Origin of the sequence: Methylophilus sp. YYY-1, assembly GCF_029132825.1 — a bacterium.
Classification (GTDB): Bacteria; Pseudomonadota; Gammaproteobacteria; order Burkholderiales; family Methylophilaceae; genus Methylophilus; species Methylophilus glucosoxydans.
Genome location: NZ_WOVG01000001.1, coordinates 754,103 through 770,910, shown reverse-complemented (window position 1 = coordinate 770,910; position 16,808 = coordinate 754,103). Strand labels below are relative to the sequence as shown.

Here is a 16,808-nt window from a genome sequence, read left to right as displayed (position 1 = left end):
GTTAGTATGGCTGAAATTAAGAACTATACGATGAACTTCGGCCCGCAGCACCCTGCGGCACACGGTGTGTTGCGTTTGGTGCTGGAGCTGGATGGTGAAGTGATCCAGCGCGCCGATCCACACATTGGCCTGCTGCACCGTGCCACTGAAAAACTGGCTGAGAACCGTACTTATTTGCAAAGCGTGCCTTACATGGACAGGCTAGATTATGTCTCCATGATGGCCAATGAGCACGCCTATGTCATGGCGATTGAAAAAATGCTCGGCATTGAGGTACCAGTGCGCGCGCAGTATATCCGCGTCATGTTCGACGAAATTACCCGTATTCTCAACCACTTGCTGTGGCTGGGCGCACATGCGCTGGACGTCGGCGCCATGACGGTTTTCCTGTACGCGTTCCGCGAGCGTGAAGATTTGTTTGATGTGTATGAGGCCGTGTCTGGCGCCCGTATGCATGCGGCATATTACCGCCCGGGTGGCGTATATCGTGACCTGCCGGAAAAAATGCCGCAACACGAAACCACCAAATTCCGTAGTGCAGAAGAAATTAACAAGCTCAATGAAAACCGTCAGGGTTCCATGCTGGATTTCATTGAAGACTTTACCAATCGCTTCCCGACGTATGTCGACGAATATGAAACACTCTTGACTGATAACCGCATCTGGAAGCAGCGGACAGTGGGTATTGGCGTGGTGACACCGGAGCGCGCATTGGCATTGGGCATGACCGGTGCCATGTTGCGTGGTTCTGGCATTGCCTGGGATTTACGCAAGAAACAGCCTTATGAAGTCTATGACAAGATGGACTTTGATATCCCGATTGGCGTCAATGGCGACTGTTATGACCGGTATCTGGTGCGTGTGGAAGAAATGCGTCAATCCAACCGTATCATCAAACAATGCATAGACTGGTTGCGCAAAAACCCAGGGCCAGTCATTACAGATGACAATAAGATTGCCCCGCCAAACCGCGAAGGCATGAAAACCAATATGGAAGACTTGATCCACCACTTCAAGTTATTTACCGAGGGTTTCCATGTTCCCGCAGGGGAGGCCTATGCCGCGGTTGAGCATCCCAAAGGCGAGTTCGGGATTTATATGGTGTCAGATGGTGCCAATAAACCCTACCGCCTGAAAATCCGTGCGCCGGGTTTTGCCCATTTGGCTGCATTGGATGAGATGACCAAAGGTCACATGATTGCCGACCTGGTAGCCATCATTGGGACACAAGATATTGTGTTCGGTGAGATCGACAGATAATCCGAACAACGTGATAGCGCGGATCGAAAAGATAGTAAGGTAAAAGCATGCTCAGTGCAGAATCGATTGAAAAGATTGAATACGAACTGTCCAAATATCCAGCTGACAGGCGTCAGGCAGCGGTGATGTCTGCATTACGCATCGTCCAGATGGAGCGTGGCTGGTTATCCAAGGAAAGTATTTCCGAAGTAGCCAAGTACTTGCGCATTCCGGAAATCGCGGCGTTAGAAGTCGCTACCTTCTACAATATGTATGATCTCGAGCCAGTCGGAAAATACAAAATTACGGTCTGTACTAATATTTCTTGCATGTTGCGTGGTTCGGATGAGATTGTCGAGCACTTGCAGGACAAGTTGGGTGTGGGCTTCAACGAAGTTACAGCGGATGGTAAATTCTGCCTGAAAGAAGGCGAGTGTATGGGCTGTTGCGGTGGCGCACCGTTACTACATGTGAATAACAGTGAAATGCATGAATTTCTGACCACCGAAAAAGTGGATGCCCTCATTAACGAGCTAAACAAGGGCTAGGATACGGAATATGGCTAAGACTTCAAATGCTTCCTTGAATAGTAAACCAGTGATCAAAACTGATTTGGCCGGCCAGACATTGGTAACTTTGCGCACACTTAGCGAAGACAATCCTGCCGCCCTGGCAACGTATGAGAAATTAGGCGGCTATGCCCAGCTCAAGCGCTTGGTGACCGAAAAAGTGAAGGCCCCGGATATCATCAGCCAGGTCAAAGTATCCAATCTGCGTGGTCGAGGCGGTGCAGGCTTCCCGACCGGCCTCAAATGGAGCTTTATGCCGCGTTATTACGACGGTACCAAATATCTGGTTTGCAACACAGACGAAGGCGAGCCAGGCACATTTAAAGACCGTGACATTATCCGTTATAACCCGCATCAGTTAATTGAAGGCATGGCGATTGCCGCTTACACGCTGGGTGCACGCGTGGGGTATAACTATATCCACGGTGAAATCTGGCAGGATTATGAGATTTTTGAGGCTGCGTTAGCTGAGGCGCGTGAAGCTGGCTACCTGGGTGAAAATCTGTTCGGCACCGAATTTAGCTTTGATCTCTATGCCGTCCATGGTTACGGGGCTTATATCTGCGGTGAAGAAACGGCCCTGATTGAGTCGATTGAAGGCAAAAAAGGCCAGCCTCGTTTCAAACCGCCTTTCCCTGCCAGCTATGGTGTATTTGGCAAGCCGACCAACGTCAACAATACCGAGAGCTATGCCTCCATCCCCTGGATCATGCAGCATGGCGGGCAGGCATTTGCAGATTTAGGCGTGCCTAATTCTGGCGGCAGTAAGTTATTCTCGGTGTCTGGTCATGTTGAAAAACCAGGTAACTACGAGATTAAAATGGGGACACCTTTTAAGGACCTGCTGGCCATGGCCGGCGGTGTTTGGAAAGGTCGCAAGTTAAAAGCGGTGATTCCTGGCGGCCCTTCCACTGCGGTCATGCCAGCGAGCGCCATTGAAAATGCCACCATGGACTATGATGGCTTGAGCAAAGCCGGCTCCAGCCTGGGTGCGGGTTCCATGATTGTGATGGACGAAACCACCTGCATGGTGAAAACACTCAAGCGCTTGAGCTATTTCTTTTATGAAGAAAGCTGTGGGCAATGCACGCCTTGCCGTGAAGGCACCGGTTGGGTGTATCGCATTATCGAGCGTATTGTCGATGGTAAAGGCAAGATGGAAGATCTCGACTTGCTGACAGATTTAAGTAACAACATTTCTGGCCGAACCATCTGTGCTTTGGGTGATGCTGCAGCAACGCCTGTGTTGAGTTTCATCAAGCACTTCCGTCCCGAATTTGAGTATTACATCCAGCATGGCAAATCCATGGTAGATGGTAAATAAACGGTTTTAAGCTTAACGGTAATCACATGCTAAACATCGAAATTGACGGCAAACCTCTAGAAGTCGAACATGGCAGCACCATTATTGATGCGGCCGATGCGGCAGGGATCGCCATCCCGCGTTTTTGTTACCACAAAAAGCTGTCGGTGGCCGCCAACTGTCGTATGTGTCTGGTGCAGGTAGAAAAATTCAACAAACCGCTGCCTGCTTGTGCCACCCCGGTGGCGGACGGCATGAAGATTTACACCCGCAGTAAGTCTGCCGTGGAAGCCCAGCAAAGCGTGATGGAGTTTTTGCTGATTAACCACCCGCTGGATTGCCCAATTTGCGACCAGGGCGGTGAATGTGACTTGCAGGATATTGCCGTCGCTTATGGCGCGTCTGGCTCACGCTATACCGAAGAAAAACGAGTGGTCTTCAATAAAAACATTGGTCCGCTGGTCAGCACTGACATGACCCGTTGTATTCAATGTACCCGCTGTGTGCGCTTCCTGAAAGAAGTGGGGGGCATGCAGGAGCTAGGTTTGGTCAATCGTGGCGAGCATGCCGAGATTACCGCTTATGTTGACCAGTCTGTGAACTCTGAGCTCAGCGGCAATATTATTGATTTGTGCCCGGTGGGCGCGCTGACCAGCAAGCCTTTCCGTTACTCTGCACGCAGCTGGGAGCTGGTGCGCAGACCTTCGATTGCGCCACACGATGGCTTGGGTTCGCACATTGAAGTCCACGTCAAAGATCATAAAGTCATGCGTGTGTTACCGCGTGAAAAAGAGTCGATTAACGAATGCTGGCTGTCTGACCGTGACCGTTTCTCCTACGAGGGCTTGAACAGTCCGGACCGCCTCAAGGTGCCCATGATCAAGCACAACGGGCAATGGCAGGAAACTGACTGGAAAACAGCCATTGAGTTTGCAGCGGGACAGCTCAAAGACATTACCAAACAATATGGCGGTGATGCCTTGGGCGTGCTGGTTTCTCCGAATAGCACCATGGAAGAAGGCTACCTGATCAAGCAGCTGGCAGATGGCCTGGGCTGTGGCAACGTGGATTACCGCCTGCGCCAGACAGACTTCCGCCTGGATGGCAAACGTACCGGCACCCCATGGATGGGCTGCAATATTCAGGAAATCGAAGAGCTGGATCGCATCCTGCTGATTGGTTCGAATATCCGCAATGAACATCCTTTGCTGGCACAACGTATCCGCAAAGCCGTTTCCAGAGGGGCTGAATTATGTATTGTCAGCCCGCTCGATAACGATCCATTGATGGACATTGCACATAAAGTCATTGTGCGCCCGAACGACATGGTGAATGTGTTGGGTCAGATCCTCAAAGCCATGTCCGGGTTGCAAAAACTGTCGCTATGCTTGCCACCCACACTGAACAAGTTACTCGAAGAAATCCAGGTACGTCCCAATACGCAAAAAATTGCAGAGTGCTTGGCGGGTATCAGCGACGACTTGATCCTGATTGCACCCAAGGTTGGTATTTTTCTAGGTAATATGGCCTTGAGTGATCCCCGTTTTACCGAGATGTACAGTATGGCTGAAGCCATTGGCGGCATCAGCGGTGCGAAAGGCGGTATTTTACCGCCAGCGGCAAACAGCACCGGCATGCATTTGATGGGTGTCATGCCTACAGCCACTGGCATGCACGCGCGCGCCATGCTGGAAGTCCCACGCAAAGCGTATCTATTGCTCAATATCGAGCCTGAGCTGGATTGTCAGCATGCCGCACTGGCAGCCGATGCCATCGCTAAAGCCGAGTGCGTGATTGCCTTGACGGCTTACAAGTCTGCAGCACTCGACAACGCCGATATCCTGCTACCGATCACGCCATTCACCGAGACCTCAGGCAGCTTTATGAGCATGGAAGGGCGTGTACAGAGCTTCCAGGCCGTGACGCGTCCTCTCGGCGAAGCGCGCCCAGGCTGGAAAGTCCTGCGTGTGCTGGCAAATACGCTGGACTTGCCTGGCTTCGAATACAACAGTTCCGACGAAGTGAAAAATGCCATCTTTAATGGTGAGAAGCCCTCGGCCGTGGTCTGGCGCAGTCTCAACAACAACCTCAAAGAGCTGGTAGAAATTCAGGTGAATATCAAGAAACAAGGCCTGCAGCGAATTGGTGAAGTGCCACAATACGAGTCTGACCCCATCGTGCGCCGTTCTGCGCCCTTGCAAAAAACCAAATACAACATCCGTCCGATGGCACGGATGCATGCTGACCAATTGGCCGAGCTTGGCTTGCAAGATGGCGACATCGTTGTCGCCCGTCAGGATAAAGGCAGTGCTGTGCTTAAAGCGCGTCTGGATAACCACGTTGCCAAAGGCTGTGTGCGTGTGGCTGCAGCGCATCCACTCACTGCGGGTCTGGGCGATTTGATGGGGGACATCACCATTGAAAAAGCGTCTGCCGAGCAAGTGGCAATTTACGAAAAACAACTGACCGAGATGGCATAACATGCATTTCTTTGCTGAATTATTTGGTTCCTACTGGACAGACGTACAACTGGTCGTGTGGACACTGATTAAAATTGCGGCGATTGTGCTGCCATTGATGATAGGCGTTGCCTACCTTACATTGGCCGAGCGTAAAGTGATTGGTTACATGCAGGTGCGTATCGGTCCCAACCGTGTGGGCTACTGGGGCTTGTTACAACCATTGGCAGATGGCCTCAAATTGCTGTTTAAAGAAATTATCCTGCCGACTGCGTCTAATAAAGCATTGTTTTTTATTGGCCCAGTGCTGGCAATTGCTCCGGCGTTTGCAGCTTGGGCCGTGGTGCCTTTTGATGCCACACTGGTGTTGGCCAATGTCGATGCAGGCTTACTCTATATACTGGCCATGACCTCAGTTGCTGTCTACGGCGTGATTATCGCCGGGTGGGCGTCCAACTCAAAATATGCGTTTCTGGGGTCATTGCGTTCCGCAGCACAAATTGTCTCGTATGAGATTGCCATGGGGTTTACACTGGTCGGTGTGTTGATGTGTGCCAACTCACTGAATTTGGGCAAGATTGTGATGGGGCAAGAAGGGGGCTTCTGGCACTGGTATTTCCTGCCGTTGTTCCCTCTGTTCGTCGTCTATTTTATTAGTGCGGTGGCTGAAACCAACCGTGCGCCGTTTGACGTCGCCGAAGGTGAATCTGAAATCGTGGCAGGTTTCCATGTAGAGTACTCGGGCATGGCCTTTGCGGTGTTCTTCCTGGCTGAGTATGCCAATATGATGCTGGTATCCATGCTGGCCGCATTGATGTTCTTAGGCGGTTGGTTATCACCGGTGCCGTTCTTGCCTGACAGTATTGTATGGTTGCTGGCAAAAGTCGCTTTCCTGTTGTTCCTGTTCTTGTGGTTCCGCGCTACCTTTCCACGTTATCGCTATGACCAGATCATGCGTTTGGGTTGGAAAGTATTTATTCCCATCACGCTGGTCTGGATTATTGTGGTCGGTGGCATGATGCAAACCCAGTGGGCTTATTTATTCCACTAACCGGACAATCGCACGGACAACGTATTTGGAAACCTTACCATGTTGAACGCAATTAAAAATACATTAGGCAGTTTGATGTTATGGGAGATGCTCAAAGGCATGGCCCTGACCGGACGCTATTTCTTCGCCAAGAAAATTACCATTCAATACCCGGAAGAACGTACGCCGCAGTCCAACCGTTTTCGTGGTTTGCACGCCTTGCGCCGCTACCCGAACGGTGAAGAGCGCTGCATTGCCTGCAAGCTGTGTGAGGCCGTCTGTCCGGCGATGGCGATTACGATTGAATCCGAGCAGCGTGATGATGGCACCCGCCGTACCACGCGTTATGACATTGACCTGACCAAGTGCATTTTTTGCGGTTTTTGTGAAGAATCCTGCCCAGTGGATAGCATCGTGGAAACACGGATTTTTGACTACCACGGCGAGCAGCGCGGCGACTTGCTGTATACAAAAAAAATGTTGCTCGAAGTGGGTGACAAATACGAGGCGCAAATTGCAGCAGACCGCGCCCAGGATAAAGCTTATCGATAAGCGCGGACAGGAATCCTAAATGTTATTTACCGATATTGTTTTTTATGTGCTGGCAGCGATTCTGCTGTTCTCTGGCATCCGCGTGATTACTACGCGTAACCCCGTGCATGCTGCACTGTTTCTGGTGCTGGCATTTTTTACGGCGGCAGGCATCTGGTTGTTGCTTGAAGCTGAGTTTCTCGCCATTGCCCTGATTCTGGTGTACGTGGGGGCGGTGATGGTGCTGTTCCTGTTTGTGGTGATGATGCTGGACATCAATATCGACAAATTGCGTGAAGGCTTCTGGTCTAACCTGCCATTGGCGTTGACCTTTGGCGTGGTCATGATGGCCGAAATGGTGATGGTGCTTTCCGCCAAAAACCTCAATCCCAGTCAGGCGGTGTCTGCACCGGCAGGCTTCAGTAATACGGCTGCGTTGGGCAAGGTATTGTATACCGACTACTTGCTCCCGTTTGAACTAGCGGCGGTCGTGTTGCTGGTGGCGATGATTGCCGCCATTGTGTTGACCTTGCGTGAACGTAAAGACAACAAATCCATGAATCCGGCCGAGCAGGTCAAAGTGAAGCGTAACGACAGATTGCGTATTATCTCTATGCCTGCTGAAGTTGAAGTACCGGCACCGTCTGCAGAGGAGAGTAAATAATCATGGTCGGTTTGTCTCACTACCTGATTTTGGGGGCGCTGATGTTTGCCATCAGTGTGATTGGTATTTTCCTCAACCGCAAAAACGTCATTATTTTGCTCATGGCAATTGAGTTGATGCTGTTGGCCGTTAACCTGAATTTTGTGGCTTTTTCGCATTACCTCAATGATATTGGTGGTCAGGTATTCGTCTTTTTCATCTTGACGGTGGCTGCAGCGGAGTCTGCAATTGGTCTCGCGATTCTGGTCGTATTGTTCCGCAACCTGCGTACCATCAACGTCGATGATCTGGATCAATTAAAAGGTTAAGCGAGATGACAATAAAACAAATCCTGATCTTGATTCCGATGTTGCCTTTGCTGGCTGCGGCCGCTGTTGGCCTCTTTAGGAATTACTTACCACGCTGGGCCGCACACGTGTTGACCATCGCTGGCGTCGGCGCGGCATTTGCCTTGTCTGCCTACATTTTTAACCAGACCCTGAATGGCTTCACGCTCAACGAAGCGGTGTATACCTGGCTCAACTCGGGTGACGTGCATTTTGAAGTGGGCTTCCTGATTGATAACCTGAGTGCCATGATGATGGTCGTGGTGACTTTTGTGTCACTCATGGTGCATATTTATACCATCGGCTACATGGAAGAAGACCCAGGCTATAGTCGCTTCTTCAGCTACATTTCGCTGTTTACCTTCTCCATGCTGATGCTGGTCATGAGCAACAACTTCATGCAGTTGTTCTTTGGCTGGGAGGCGGTCGGTCTGGTGTCATATCTGCTGATTGGTTTCTGGTTTACACGTCCCACCGCCATTTACGCCAATTTGAAAGCCTTTCTGGTTAACCGGGTAGGGGACTTCGGTTTCCTGTTGGGTATAGGCATGGTGCTGTATTACTTTGGTAGCCTGGATTACGCCACCGTGTTTCAGCGTGCCCCTGAGTTTGCCAATACACAAGTTAATTTGATTGGTAGTTGCAACTGGTCCCTGATGACAGTCACTTGCCTGTTATTGTTTGTCGGCGCCATGGGTAAATCTGCACAAGTTCCGCTGCATGTCTGGCTGCCAGACTCCATGGAAGGTCCAACGCCAATTTCTGCGCTGATTCACGCTGCCACCATGGTGACCGCCGGTATCTTTATGGTGGCACGCATGTCACCTTTATATGAATTGTCTACCACGGCCTTGTCGACCGTGATGGTGATTGGCGCGATCACTGCGCTGTTCATGGGCTTCCTTGGCATTATCCAGAACGATATCAAGCGCGTGGTGGCCTATTCGACCTTGTCGCAACTCGGGTATATGACTGTTGCATTGGGTGCATCAGCCTATTCCGTGGCCATTTTCCACCTGATGACCCATGCATTCTTTAAGGCGTTGTTATTCCTGGGTGCCGGTTCTGTGATTATGGGTATGCACCACGACCAGGATATCCGCAACATGGGTAACCTCAAGAAATACCTGCCGGTCACCTGGATCACCTCTTTGATCGGTTCTCTGGCCTTGATTGGCACGCCGTTCTTTGCCGGTTTTTATTCCAAAGACAGCATCATCGAAGCGGTTGAGTTGTCACATATCCCTGGGAGTGGTTTTGCCTATTTTGCGGTGATTGTCGGTGTGTTTGTGACCGCATTCTATTCATTCCGTTTGTACTTCCTGGTATTCCACGGTGAGGAAAAGTGGCGCCACGCCAAACATGATGACCATGCACATGTCGCACATGCAGACGCACACCATGACGATGCGCATCATGATGATCATGCACACGACGAAGAACATCATCATGGCCTGGGACCAAACGATGATCCGCATGAGCCAGGCTGGGTTGTTACCTTGCCATTGGCGTTGCTGGCGATCCCCTCACTGGTGATTGGTTACATTGCACTGGAACCGATGCTGTACGGTGATTTCTTCAAAAATGTGATTTTTGTGAATCCTGAAGCACATCCTGCCATGGAGCACCTCGCCCATCACTACCATGAGTTCATGCATAGTCCGGCAGGCATGGCGATTCATGGCTTTACCAGTCTGCCATTTTTCCTAGCGGCCTCCGGGGTGGCACTGTCATGGTTCTTCTATATGAAGCGTCCGGATATCCCTGCTGCAATCAAAGCCCGCTTTATCGTGATTTACAACATCCTTGAAAACAAATACGGTTTTGACAGCTTTAACGAGAAGTTTTTTGCCGGAGGTTCACGCTGTCTGGGCGGCTTGTTGTGGAAGTTTGGTGACATCACGTTGATTGATGGCGCCATGGTCAACGGCACCGCCAATACCATGGGCAAGATTGCTGCCAAAATACGCACGTTGCAATCCGGTTTAATTTATCACTACGCCTTTGCCATGATTATTGGCGTATTCCTTCTTATGACTTTCTTTATCAAAATTAACTAATGATGCAAGCCGACCTCACAAGTATTTCCTGGTTAAGTCTGGCCGTCTGGCTGCCGGTATTGTCTGGCGTGCTAGTGTTGTTGCTAGGCGGTGACCAAAAGGCCACATTGACTCGATGGCTGGCATTGGTAGGTAGCCTGGTCAGTTTTCTGGTGACTGTGCCGCTGTACACGCAGTTTGATATTCACGACGGCTTCTTCCAGTTTGAAGAATTGCTGCCCTGGGTACCGGCCTTCAATATGCATTACCACCTGGGGGTCGACGGCTTTTCAATGCCGTTGGTGCTGTTAACCAGTTTTACCACGGTGATTGTGGTACTGGCAGGTTGGGAAGTGATTACCAAACATGTGGCACAGTACATGGCGGCCTTCCTGATCATGAGCGGGATCATGATTGGTGTGTTCACCGCGCTTGATGCGATTCTGTATTACGTCTTCTGGGAAGCGATGCTGATTCCGATGTTCCTGGTGATTGGCATCTGGGGCGGGCCTAACCGCGTCTACGCTACCATCAAGTTTTTCCTGTATACCTTGCTAGGCTCCTTGTTGATGCTGGTCGCTTTTATTTACCTGTATCACCAGACTGGCAGTTTCGAGCTGGCTGATTACTATTTGTTACCGCTCAGCCTGCAAGCGCAAATCTATATTTTCATCGCCTTCTTCATGGCATTTGCGGTGAAAATCCCGATGTGGCCAGTGCATACCTGGTTGCCGGATGCGCACGTTGAGGCACCTACGGGTGGTTCTGTGGTGCTGGCGGCCATTGCACTGAAACTTGGCGGCTACAGCTTTCTGCGATTTGCCATGCCGATTGCTCCGGATGCAGCCCATTACTTCACTTCAGCCATGGTCGCGCTGTCGCTGATTGCAGTGGTCTACATCGCACTGGTCGCGCTGGTGCAAAAAGACATGAAGAAGCTGATTGCTTATTCTTCGATCTCGCACATGGGCTTTGTCACTTTGGGCTTCTTCATGTTTAGCCAGTTGGCGCTTGAGGGGGCCTTGGTGCAAATGATTTCACATGGCTTTATTTCTTCTGCGATGTTCCTGAGCGTAGGTGTGTTATATGATCGCGTACATAGCCGTGAAATTTCCGCGTATGGTGGCGTGGTTAACAAGATGCCTGTGTTTGCCGCCTTTGCCGTGTTGTTTGCCATGGCCAACAGTGGCTTGCCTGGCACCTCCGGCTTTGTGGGCGAGTTTATGGTGATTCTGGCCGCAGTCAAATTCAATTTCTGGGTGGCTTTCTTTGCTGCGACGACCTTGATATTTGGTGCCGCCTATACGCTGTGGATGACCAAGCGTGTGTTCTTTGGCAATGTGACGAATCATCACGTGGCCGAACTGAGCGACCTCAGCAAACGTGAGTTCCTGATCTTGGGTATTCTGGCCATCTTGGTGATTGGTTTCGGCGTCTATCCACAAGCACTGACCGAAGTGATGCAGGCAACCAGCACAGAGTTCCTGAAACATATGGCGATTTCCAAATTGCCCGTCACAGGCTATTAAAAGCAGGATTTTAAAAAATGGATAATATGCAATTTGACTTGCTCGCCCTGTTGCCGGAAATGGTTGTATTGGGCATGGCCATGTTTATTTTGTTGCTGGATTTGTTCATCCTGCCACAAAACCGCTTCATGATTTATGGCTTAAGCCAGCTGACCTTGCTTGCGGCAGCCTTCCTGACTTTTAAAACACATACACCAGCGGTGGGTTTTGCCTTCTCGCATATGTTTATTGACGATACGCTGTCAGACGTTATCAAAATGATGATGTATCTGGGTACCTCGTTGATCCTGGTATATACGCGCAAATACCTGCAAGACCGTAACCTCTATCGTGGTGAATTTTATGCCATGGTCCTGTTCGGCTTGCTCGGTATGATGATCATGGTGTCAGGCCACAACCTGCTGACCATTTATATGGGCCTGGAATTGCTGTCACTGTGCCTCTACTCTCTGGTAGCCTTTGATCGCGATAATCCAAGAGCGTCCGAGTCGGCCATGAAATACTTTGTGTTAGGTGCACTCGCTTCAGGGATGCTGCTATATGGCATGAGTATGCTGTATGGCATGACTGGCAGCCTGGATGTGAGTGATATTGCCAACAGCATTAGTCAGCAGCCCAAGAGCCCGGTGCTGATCATGGGCCTGGTGTTTCTGGTTGCCGGTATTGCCTTCAAGTTTGGCGCTGTCCCGTTCCAGATGTGGGTGCCCGATGTCTATCAGGGGTCGCCAACTCCGATGACACTGTTAATTGGCTCCGTGCCAAAACTGGCGGCTTATGCGATGACCGTGCGTCTGTTGGTGCAAGGTCTGCATCCGCTAGCCATGGACTGGCAGGATATGCTGATGTTAATGGCAGTGTTGTCCATCATCATCGGTAACTTTAGCGCGATTGTGCAGACCAACCTCAAGCGTATGTTGGCATATTCCACCATTTCGCATGTTGGGTTCATTCTGTTCGGCATGATGAGTGCCAATGCCAATGGCTTTGCTTCCAGCTTCTTTTACATCAGTGCCTATGTCCTGATGTCAATTGCCGGCTTCGGTATCATTCTGCTATTAAGCCGTCAGGGCTTTGAAGCCGAAGAGATCAATGATCTCAAAGGGCTTAACCAGCGCCATCCATGGTTTGCTTTCCTCATGTTGATCATTATGTTCAGCATGGCCGGTATCCCGCCTACCATTGGTTTTTATGCCAAATTCACCGTATTGCAGGCCGCCTGGCAAGCCGGGTTCACCTGGCAGGTGGTGTTTGCCGTGCTGATGGCGACCATTGGTGCGTTTTACTACCTCAACATTGTGCGTAAAATGTATTTCGATGCACCGGAAGACCATACACCGCTGTCCGCACCGATGGATATGCGCTTTATCCTCAGTGTGCATACCCTGGCGTTGCTGGGCTTGGGCTTGTTCCCTGAAATTCTATTAGGCGTCTGCGGGCATAGCTTGCTGATGAGTCTGCAATAAAATGGCTACCAAACTCATTTTTTTGTTGCTGATGTTGTTTTTGGCAAACCTGGCCTGGATTTCGGATAAGTGGCTGGGTTTGGTCGGCAACATTCAGCAGTTATGGCAGCGTTTTGCCGCCATGTTGCCTGCCTATTTCATCACGCTGCTGATTGGCTACCTGGTTGAGCGTTATGTGATGGGACAAGTCTGGCCGCAAGGCTGGGAGTTCTACAGTGTCACGCTGTGCCTGTTTCTGGTGTTGTCATTCCCGGGCTTTGTCTATCGGGTACTCTGGAAATAAAGCCTGCGTGAATGTACAAGGGCTACTCCTTGGCATGCGCTCATCGCATAAGCACCCGTCATATTTAATTCATCAATCTTTCACGCTAATTTAAAGCATCCGGTTCAGACTAGGCTTACCCAACAAGCATAGTCGGGGGAAGCCCCGGAAAGGACCTGCGATGCTGAAACTACAACAAACACTGGGATGGGTGCAGTCGGTCGATAGTCGACTGTGTGTCAAAGTCAGCCATACCGGACAATATCGCCTGATACGCAACCTGTTTCGCGCCATTTCGCGTATGGGCGATGGCATGTTCTGGTATTTGCTCATGCTGGTGATTGCCATCAGCCAGGGCCAGCACGGTCTTTACGTCTGCCTGCATATGTTGACCGTAGGACTGAGCGGTACACTGGTCTATAAATGGTTGAAACATCGCACCAGTCGTCCACGACCCTTTCAGGTGCGTCAGGATGTCTTGTTGAGCGGCACGCCGCTGGATTACTTCAGTTTTCCTTCAGGGCATACCTTGCACGCGGTGGCGTTTGGCATGGTGGCCGTGCATTATTACCCGCAACTGTTTCCTGTCGTTTATCCGTTTGTCATGTTAGTTGGCATCTCACGTGTGGTACTGGGTTTACATTATCCGAGTGATGTCTTGGCAGGAGGATTGATTGGGTACACGCTGGTCGCTTTGTACGCACCGCTGTTTTAATCGTCATACACATGCTTTAGTATGCGTGAAAACGGATACCTTGGTATCCGTTTTTGTTTGTGGCAGCTCACGCCATCAATGGGTGTCGACCAACTGATTCACCAAATGCATGACAATTGGTCGCACAATCAGCACACAACAGAAAGCGACGGGCATCGCGAGTGTATAAGCGTGGATGACACGCGTCACATAACCGGCTTGCAAGCCACTGTTGGCGGCCACAATGACCATAGACATCAAAAAGGCCATGATGCCTGCCATAAAAAAGGCAAACACATATGGCGTAAACTGCTTAGGGATCTTGCGGAAAGTCGTTCTGGTTTGATTCATGGTGGTTCTCCTAATGTGTGGTGACACTATAAAAGCTCACACAGTTGCCGGGTAGAGGCTTGAAGATTTAATCACTATAAAGTTAAACTATCGAATCAATCATGCTATTCGATAGTTTATGGATACCTTAAGAAGCATAGAAAGCTTTGTAAAAGCGGTACAGGCCGGCAGTATTGCGGCGGGTGCGCGGTTGCAAGGCATTACGGCGGCAGCGGCCAGCCAGAATATCCAGCGGCTGGAAAAGTCATTGGGGACGCGCTTGTTGATGCGAACCACGCGCAAGCTGGCGCTGACAGAAAGTGGTGCGCTTTATTATGCAGAGGTCCAGCATCTGGTAGACGTGCTGGCCAGGGCACAATCGGCCATTACTGAGTTTCACGGCCAACCGCAGGGGCGCTTGCGGATTGGTTCCTCGGTGGCTTTTGGCCGTCATGTCTTAATGCCGTTGATCCCGGCATTTAGCAGTCGTTTCCCGCAAGTGTCTCTGGAGCTGATTCTGTCTGATCGTAGCCTGGATCATGTGGCAGAGGATATCGATATCAGCATCCGTTTCAAACAGCAGCTAGAGCCAGGACTGATTGCCAGGAAAATCGCGACCGTCCCCGTGCTATTTTGTGCTGCACCGGACTATCTGCAACGCAAAGGCCTGCCTCAGGCCCCCGAAGACTTATCGCAACATTATTGCCTGTTGTTCCGCATCCCGGTGGATGGACGCTTGTTGAACTGGAGTTTTAACCGCAATGGCATGTTATACGAGCCTGAAATCATCCCCAGCATTGTTTGCAATGATATCGACTCCATTTTTCAACTTGCTTTGGCGGGGGCTGGAATTGCGCGCCTGGCCGCATTCGTCGTCAATCACGCGATTAAAAAGGGAACGCTGATCCCGCTGTTTCAGCCTTCCGCCCAACAGCCGGAGGCGATGGCAGCCGAGAGCGTCCCCTTAGAGTTTTATGCCTGTTATCGCGACAAGTACGCCATGACCAACAAGGTGCGCGCATTTATGGATTATCTGGTGAGCGCGATCCCGCAGTCTTGGGAATGAGGCCCAATGCGGCACGCCAAGCCTGAGCCTTGATCAAGGCAATATGCTGTTTTTGACGAAGATTGTCGCGGCATCTTTCAATTTGTCAAATACTTGTTGCTAATATTTGATATTACGTGCATAGTACCAACTCACGAAGTTCAAGTAGTGTTGTTGTTCCCCGGTTCTATCTTTTGGTTCTATCGTTACTTCTCGCCATCTTGATCCTCGTTTTAATGGGCAACCGCCCGCATTTTTATTTTTTGTACAAGGATTTATTATGGTGACAGGTTCTGTTAAATGGTTTAACGACTCTAAAGGTTTTGGTTTTATTACTCCGGATAACGGCGGCGAAGATTTGTTCGCGCACTTCTCTGCAATTCAATCTGCTGGCTTCAAAACACTCAAAGAAAACCAACGCGTGAGCTTTGAAGTGGCAACAGGCCCTAAAGGCAAACAAGCGGCAAACATTCAAATCATTGAGTAATTCAATGGTTTTCGGCAAGGCTGTGTATGCAGCCTCCGAGAAAAGCCCGGAGTTTCCGGGCTTTTTTATTTTGAAACGACTTACTTTTTAGGGGGATAGCGATGGCTAAAGAAGAATTAATCGAAATGCAGGGTGCAGTGACGGAAATTTTGCCTGATGCCCGTTATCGGGTGAAGCTGGATAATGGTCACGAGTTGATCGCTTATACCGGCGGCAAGATGCGCAAACACAAAATCCGTATTTTGGCTGGCGATAAAATCACCATTGAAATGTCCCCTTATGACATGGACAAAGGCCGGATTATTTTCCGCCACCTTGAGCCGCGTAAACCTTTTTAAGCGCTGCCACCTAGCATACGCGCTACTCAACTGAATTGACCTATCTGCTGCAAGACGGCCTGTAGCGCTACTCTGTCCTGATATATTGTGCTTTCCAACTTGAGGAAGGCTTCAATACGCGTGCGCAGTATCCGGTAGGCTTGCTCAAAGCTGGCCGCAATCTCAGCCTCGGTACCAGTCGCCTTGGCTGGATCATCCACCCCCCAATGTGCACGGAGCACATTGCCTAGATAGGCAGGGCAGGTTTCACCGGCTGCGTTGCTGCAGACGGTGATGACAATGTCAGGTGTTTCCCCAATCTCATCCCAGGACTTGCTGAAATAGCCTGTTGTGGCAATGCCTTTGGCCTGCAGCAGGGCAATTGAGCGAGGATGCACCTCACCCGTAGGATGGCTGCCGGCACTTTGTGCCCGCATGCCTGCCGGCGCAAGGTGATTAAAGGTGGCTTCGGCAATGATGGAGCGGCAGGAGTTGCCGGTACATAAAAACAGGATGCGCAT

General features: G+C 50.5%; 18 protein-coding genes. 16 read left to right on the top strand and 2 right to left on the bottom strand.

Annotated elements, in window-relative coordinates; all coding sequences use genetic code 11:
* Positions 1-6: 6 nt before the first annotated feature.
* From GOC95_RS03550 to GOC95_RS03490, 13 genes are all read left to right on the top strand, one after another.
* On the top strand, positions 7-1,260 hold the full coding sequence (locus tag GOC95_RS03550) for an NADH-quinone oxidoreductase subunit D (RefSeq protein ID WP_194748175.1): 1,254 nt from the start codon (positions 7-9) through the stop codon (positions 1,258-1,260).
* Positions 1,261-1,307: 47 nt separating this feature from the next.
* Positions 1,308-1,787, top strand: a complete 480-nt coding sequence (gene nuoE / locus GOC95_RS03545; RefSeq protein ID WP_275355803.1) for an NADH-quinone oxidoreductase subunit NuoE — start codon at positions 1,308-1,310, stop codon at positions 1,785-1,787.
* Between the two features lie 10 nt (positions 1,788-1,797).
* Complete coding sequence (gene nuoF, locus GOC95_RS03540) at positions 1,798-3,132, top strand: NADH-quinone oxidoreductase subunit NuoF (protein ID WP_194748173.1); 1,335 nt, start codon at positions 1,798-1,800, stop codon at positions 3,130-3,132.
* Positions 3,133-3,158: 26 nt separating this feature from the next.
* Positions 3,159-5,591 carry an NADH-quinone oxidoreductase subunit NuoG gene (gene nuoG, locus GOC95_RS03535; protein ID WP_275355801.1) on the top strand — a complete coding sequence of 811 codons (2,433 nt, stop codon included), beginning with the start codon at positions 3,159-3,161 and terminating at the stop codon, positions 5,589-5,591.
* A gap of 1 nt (position 5,592) precedes the next feature.
* On the top strand, positions 5,593-6,621 hold the full coding sequence (nuoH, locus tag GOC95_RS03530) for an NADH-quinone oxidoreductase subunit NuoH (RefSeq protein ID WP_275355799.1): 1,029 nt from the start codon (positions 5,593-5,595) through the stop codon (positions 6,619-6,621).
* A 39-nt stretch (positions 6,622-6,660) separates the two neighbouring features.
* The gene (gene nuoI, locus GOC95_RS03525) at positions 6,661-7,152 is read left to right on the top strand and encodes an NADH-quinone oxidoreductase subunit NuoI (protein ID WP_228518756.1); all 492 of its coding nucleotides are present in this window, start codon (positions 6,661-6,663) and stop codon (positions 7,150-7,152) included.
* A gap of 19 nt (positions 7,153-7,171) precedes the next feature.
* Positions 7,172-7,795, top strand: a complete 624-nt coding sequence (locus GOC95_RS03520) for an NADH-quinone oxidoreductase subunit J (RefSeq protein WP_194748170.1) — start codon at positions 7,172-7,174, stop codon at positions 7,793-7,795.
* 2 nt (positions 7,796-7,797) lie between these two features.
* On the top strand, positions 7,798-8,103 hold the full coding sequence (gene nuoK / locus GOC95_RS03515; RefSeq protein WP_194748169.1) for an NADH-quinone oxidoreductase subunit NuoK: 306 nt from the start codon (positions 7,798-7,800) through the stop codon (positions 8,101-8,103).
* 5 nt (positions 8,104-8,108) lie between these two features.
* Complete coding sequence (gene nuoL, locus GOC95_RS03510) at positions 8,109-10,181, top strand: NADH-quinone oxidoreductase subunit L (protein WP_275355797.1); 2,073 nt, start codon at positions 8,109-8,111, stop codon at positions 10,179-10,181.
* Positions 10,181-11,689: an NADH-quinone oxidoreductase subunit M gene (locus GOC95_RS03505; protein WP_194748167.1), complete on the top strand. Its 1,509-nt coding sequence runs from the start codon at positions 10,181-10,183 to the stop codon at positions 11,687-11,689. The genes nuoL and GOC95_RS03505 overlap by 1 nt, the downstream gene beginning before the upstream one ends.
* 17 nt (positions 11,690-11,706) lie before the next feature.
* Entirely contained in the window at positions 11,707-13,152 is a 1,446-nt protein-coding gene (nuoN, locus tag GOC95_RS03500; protein ID WP_275355794.1) for an NADH-quinone oxidoreductase subunit NuoN, read from the top strand.
* A gap of 1 nt (position 13,153) precedes the next feature.
* Entirely contained in the window at positions 13,154-13,435 is a 282-nt protein-coding gene (locus GOC95_RS03495) for a DUF2818 family protein (protein ID WP_275355793.1), read from the top strand.
* Positions 13,436-13,595: 160 nt separating this feature from the next.
* Complete coding sequence (locus GOC95_RS03490) at positions 13,596-14,129, top strand: phosphatase PAP2 family protein (protein ID WP_194748164.1); 534 nt, start codon at positions 13,596-13,598, stop codon at positions 14,127-14,129.
* Positions 14,130-14,204: 75 nt separating this feature from the next.
* Here the strand turns inward: GOC95_RS03490 and GOC95_RS03485 are convergent, their stop codons facing one another.
* A complete protein-coding gene (locus GOC95_RS03485) occupies positions 14,205-14,459 on the bottom strand; it encodes a DUF2798 domain-containing protein (protein WP_275355790.1) in 255 nt (84 codons plus the stop codon).
* Between the two features lie 118 nt (positions 14,460-14,577).
* Between GOC95_RS03485 and GOC95_RS03480 the strand changes: the two genes are divergently transcribed.
* The 3 genes from GOC95_RS03480 (at position 14,578) to infA (ending at position 16,308) form a co-directional block, all read left to right on the top strand.
* Positions 14,578-15,504, top strand: coding sequence for a LysR family transcriptional regulator (locus tag GOC95_RS03480; RefSeq protein WP_275355788.1), 927 nt, complete (start codon positions 14,578-14,580; stop codon positions 15,502-15,504).
* A 259-nt stretch (positions 15,505-15,763) separates the two neighbouring features.
* A complete protein-coding gene (locus GOC95_RS03475; RefSeq protein ID WP_018985697.1) occupies positions 15,764-15,970 on the top strand; it encodes a cold-shock protein in 207 nt (68 codons plus the stop codon).
* 101 nt (positions 15,971-16,071) lie between these two features.
* On the top strand, positions 16,072-16,308 hold the full coding sequence (gene infA, locus GOC95_RS03470; RefSeq protein ID WP_018985695.1) for a translation initiation factor IF-1: 237 nt from the start codon (positions 16,072-16,074) through the stop codon (positions 16,306-16,308).
* 26 nt (positions 16,309-16,334) lie between these two features.
* Here the strand turns inward: infA and GOC95_RS03465 are convergent, their stop codons facing one another.
* Complete coding sequence (locus GOC95_RS03465; RefSeq protein WP_275355782.1) at positions 16,335-16,808, bottom strand: arsenate reductase ArsC; 474 nt, start codon at positions 16,806-16,808, stop codon at positions 16,335-16,337.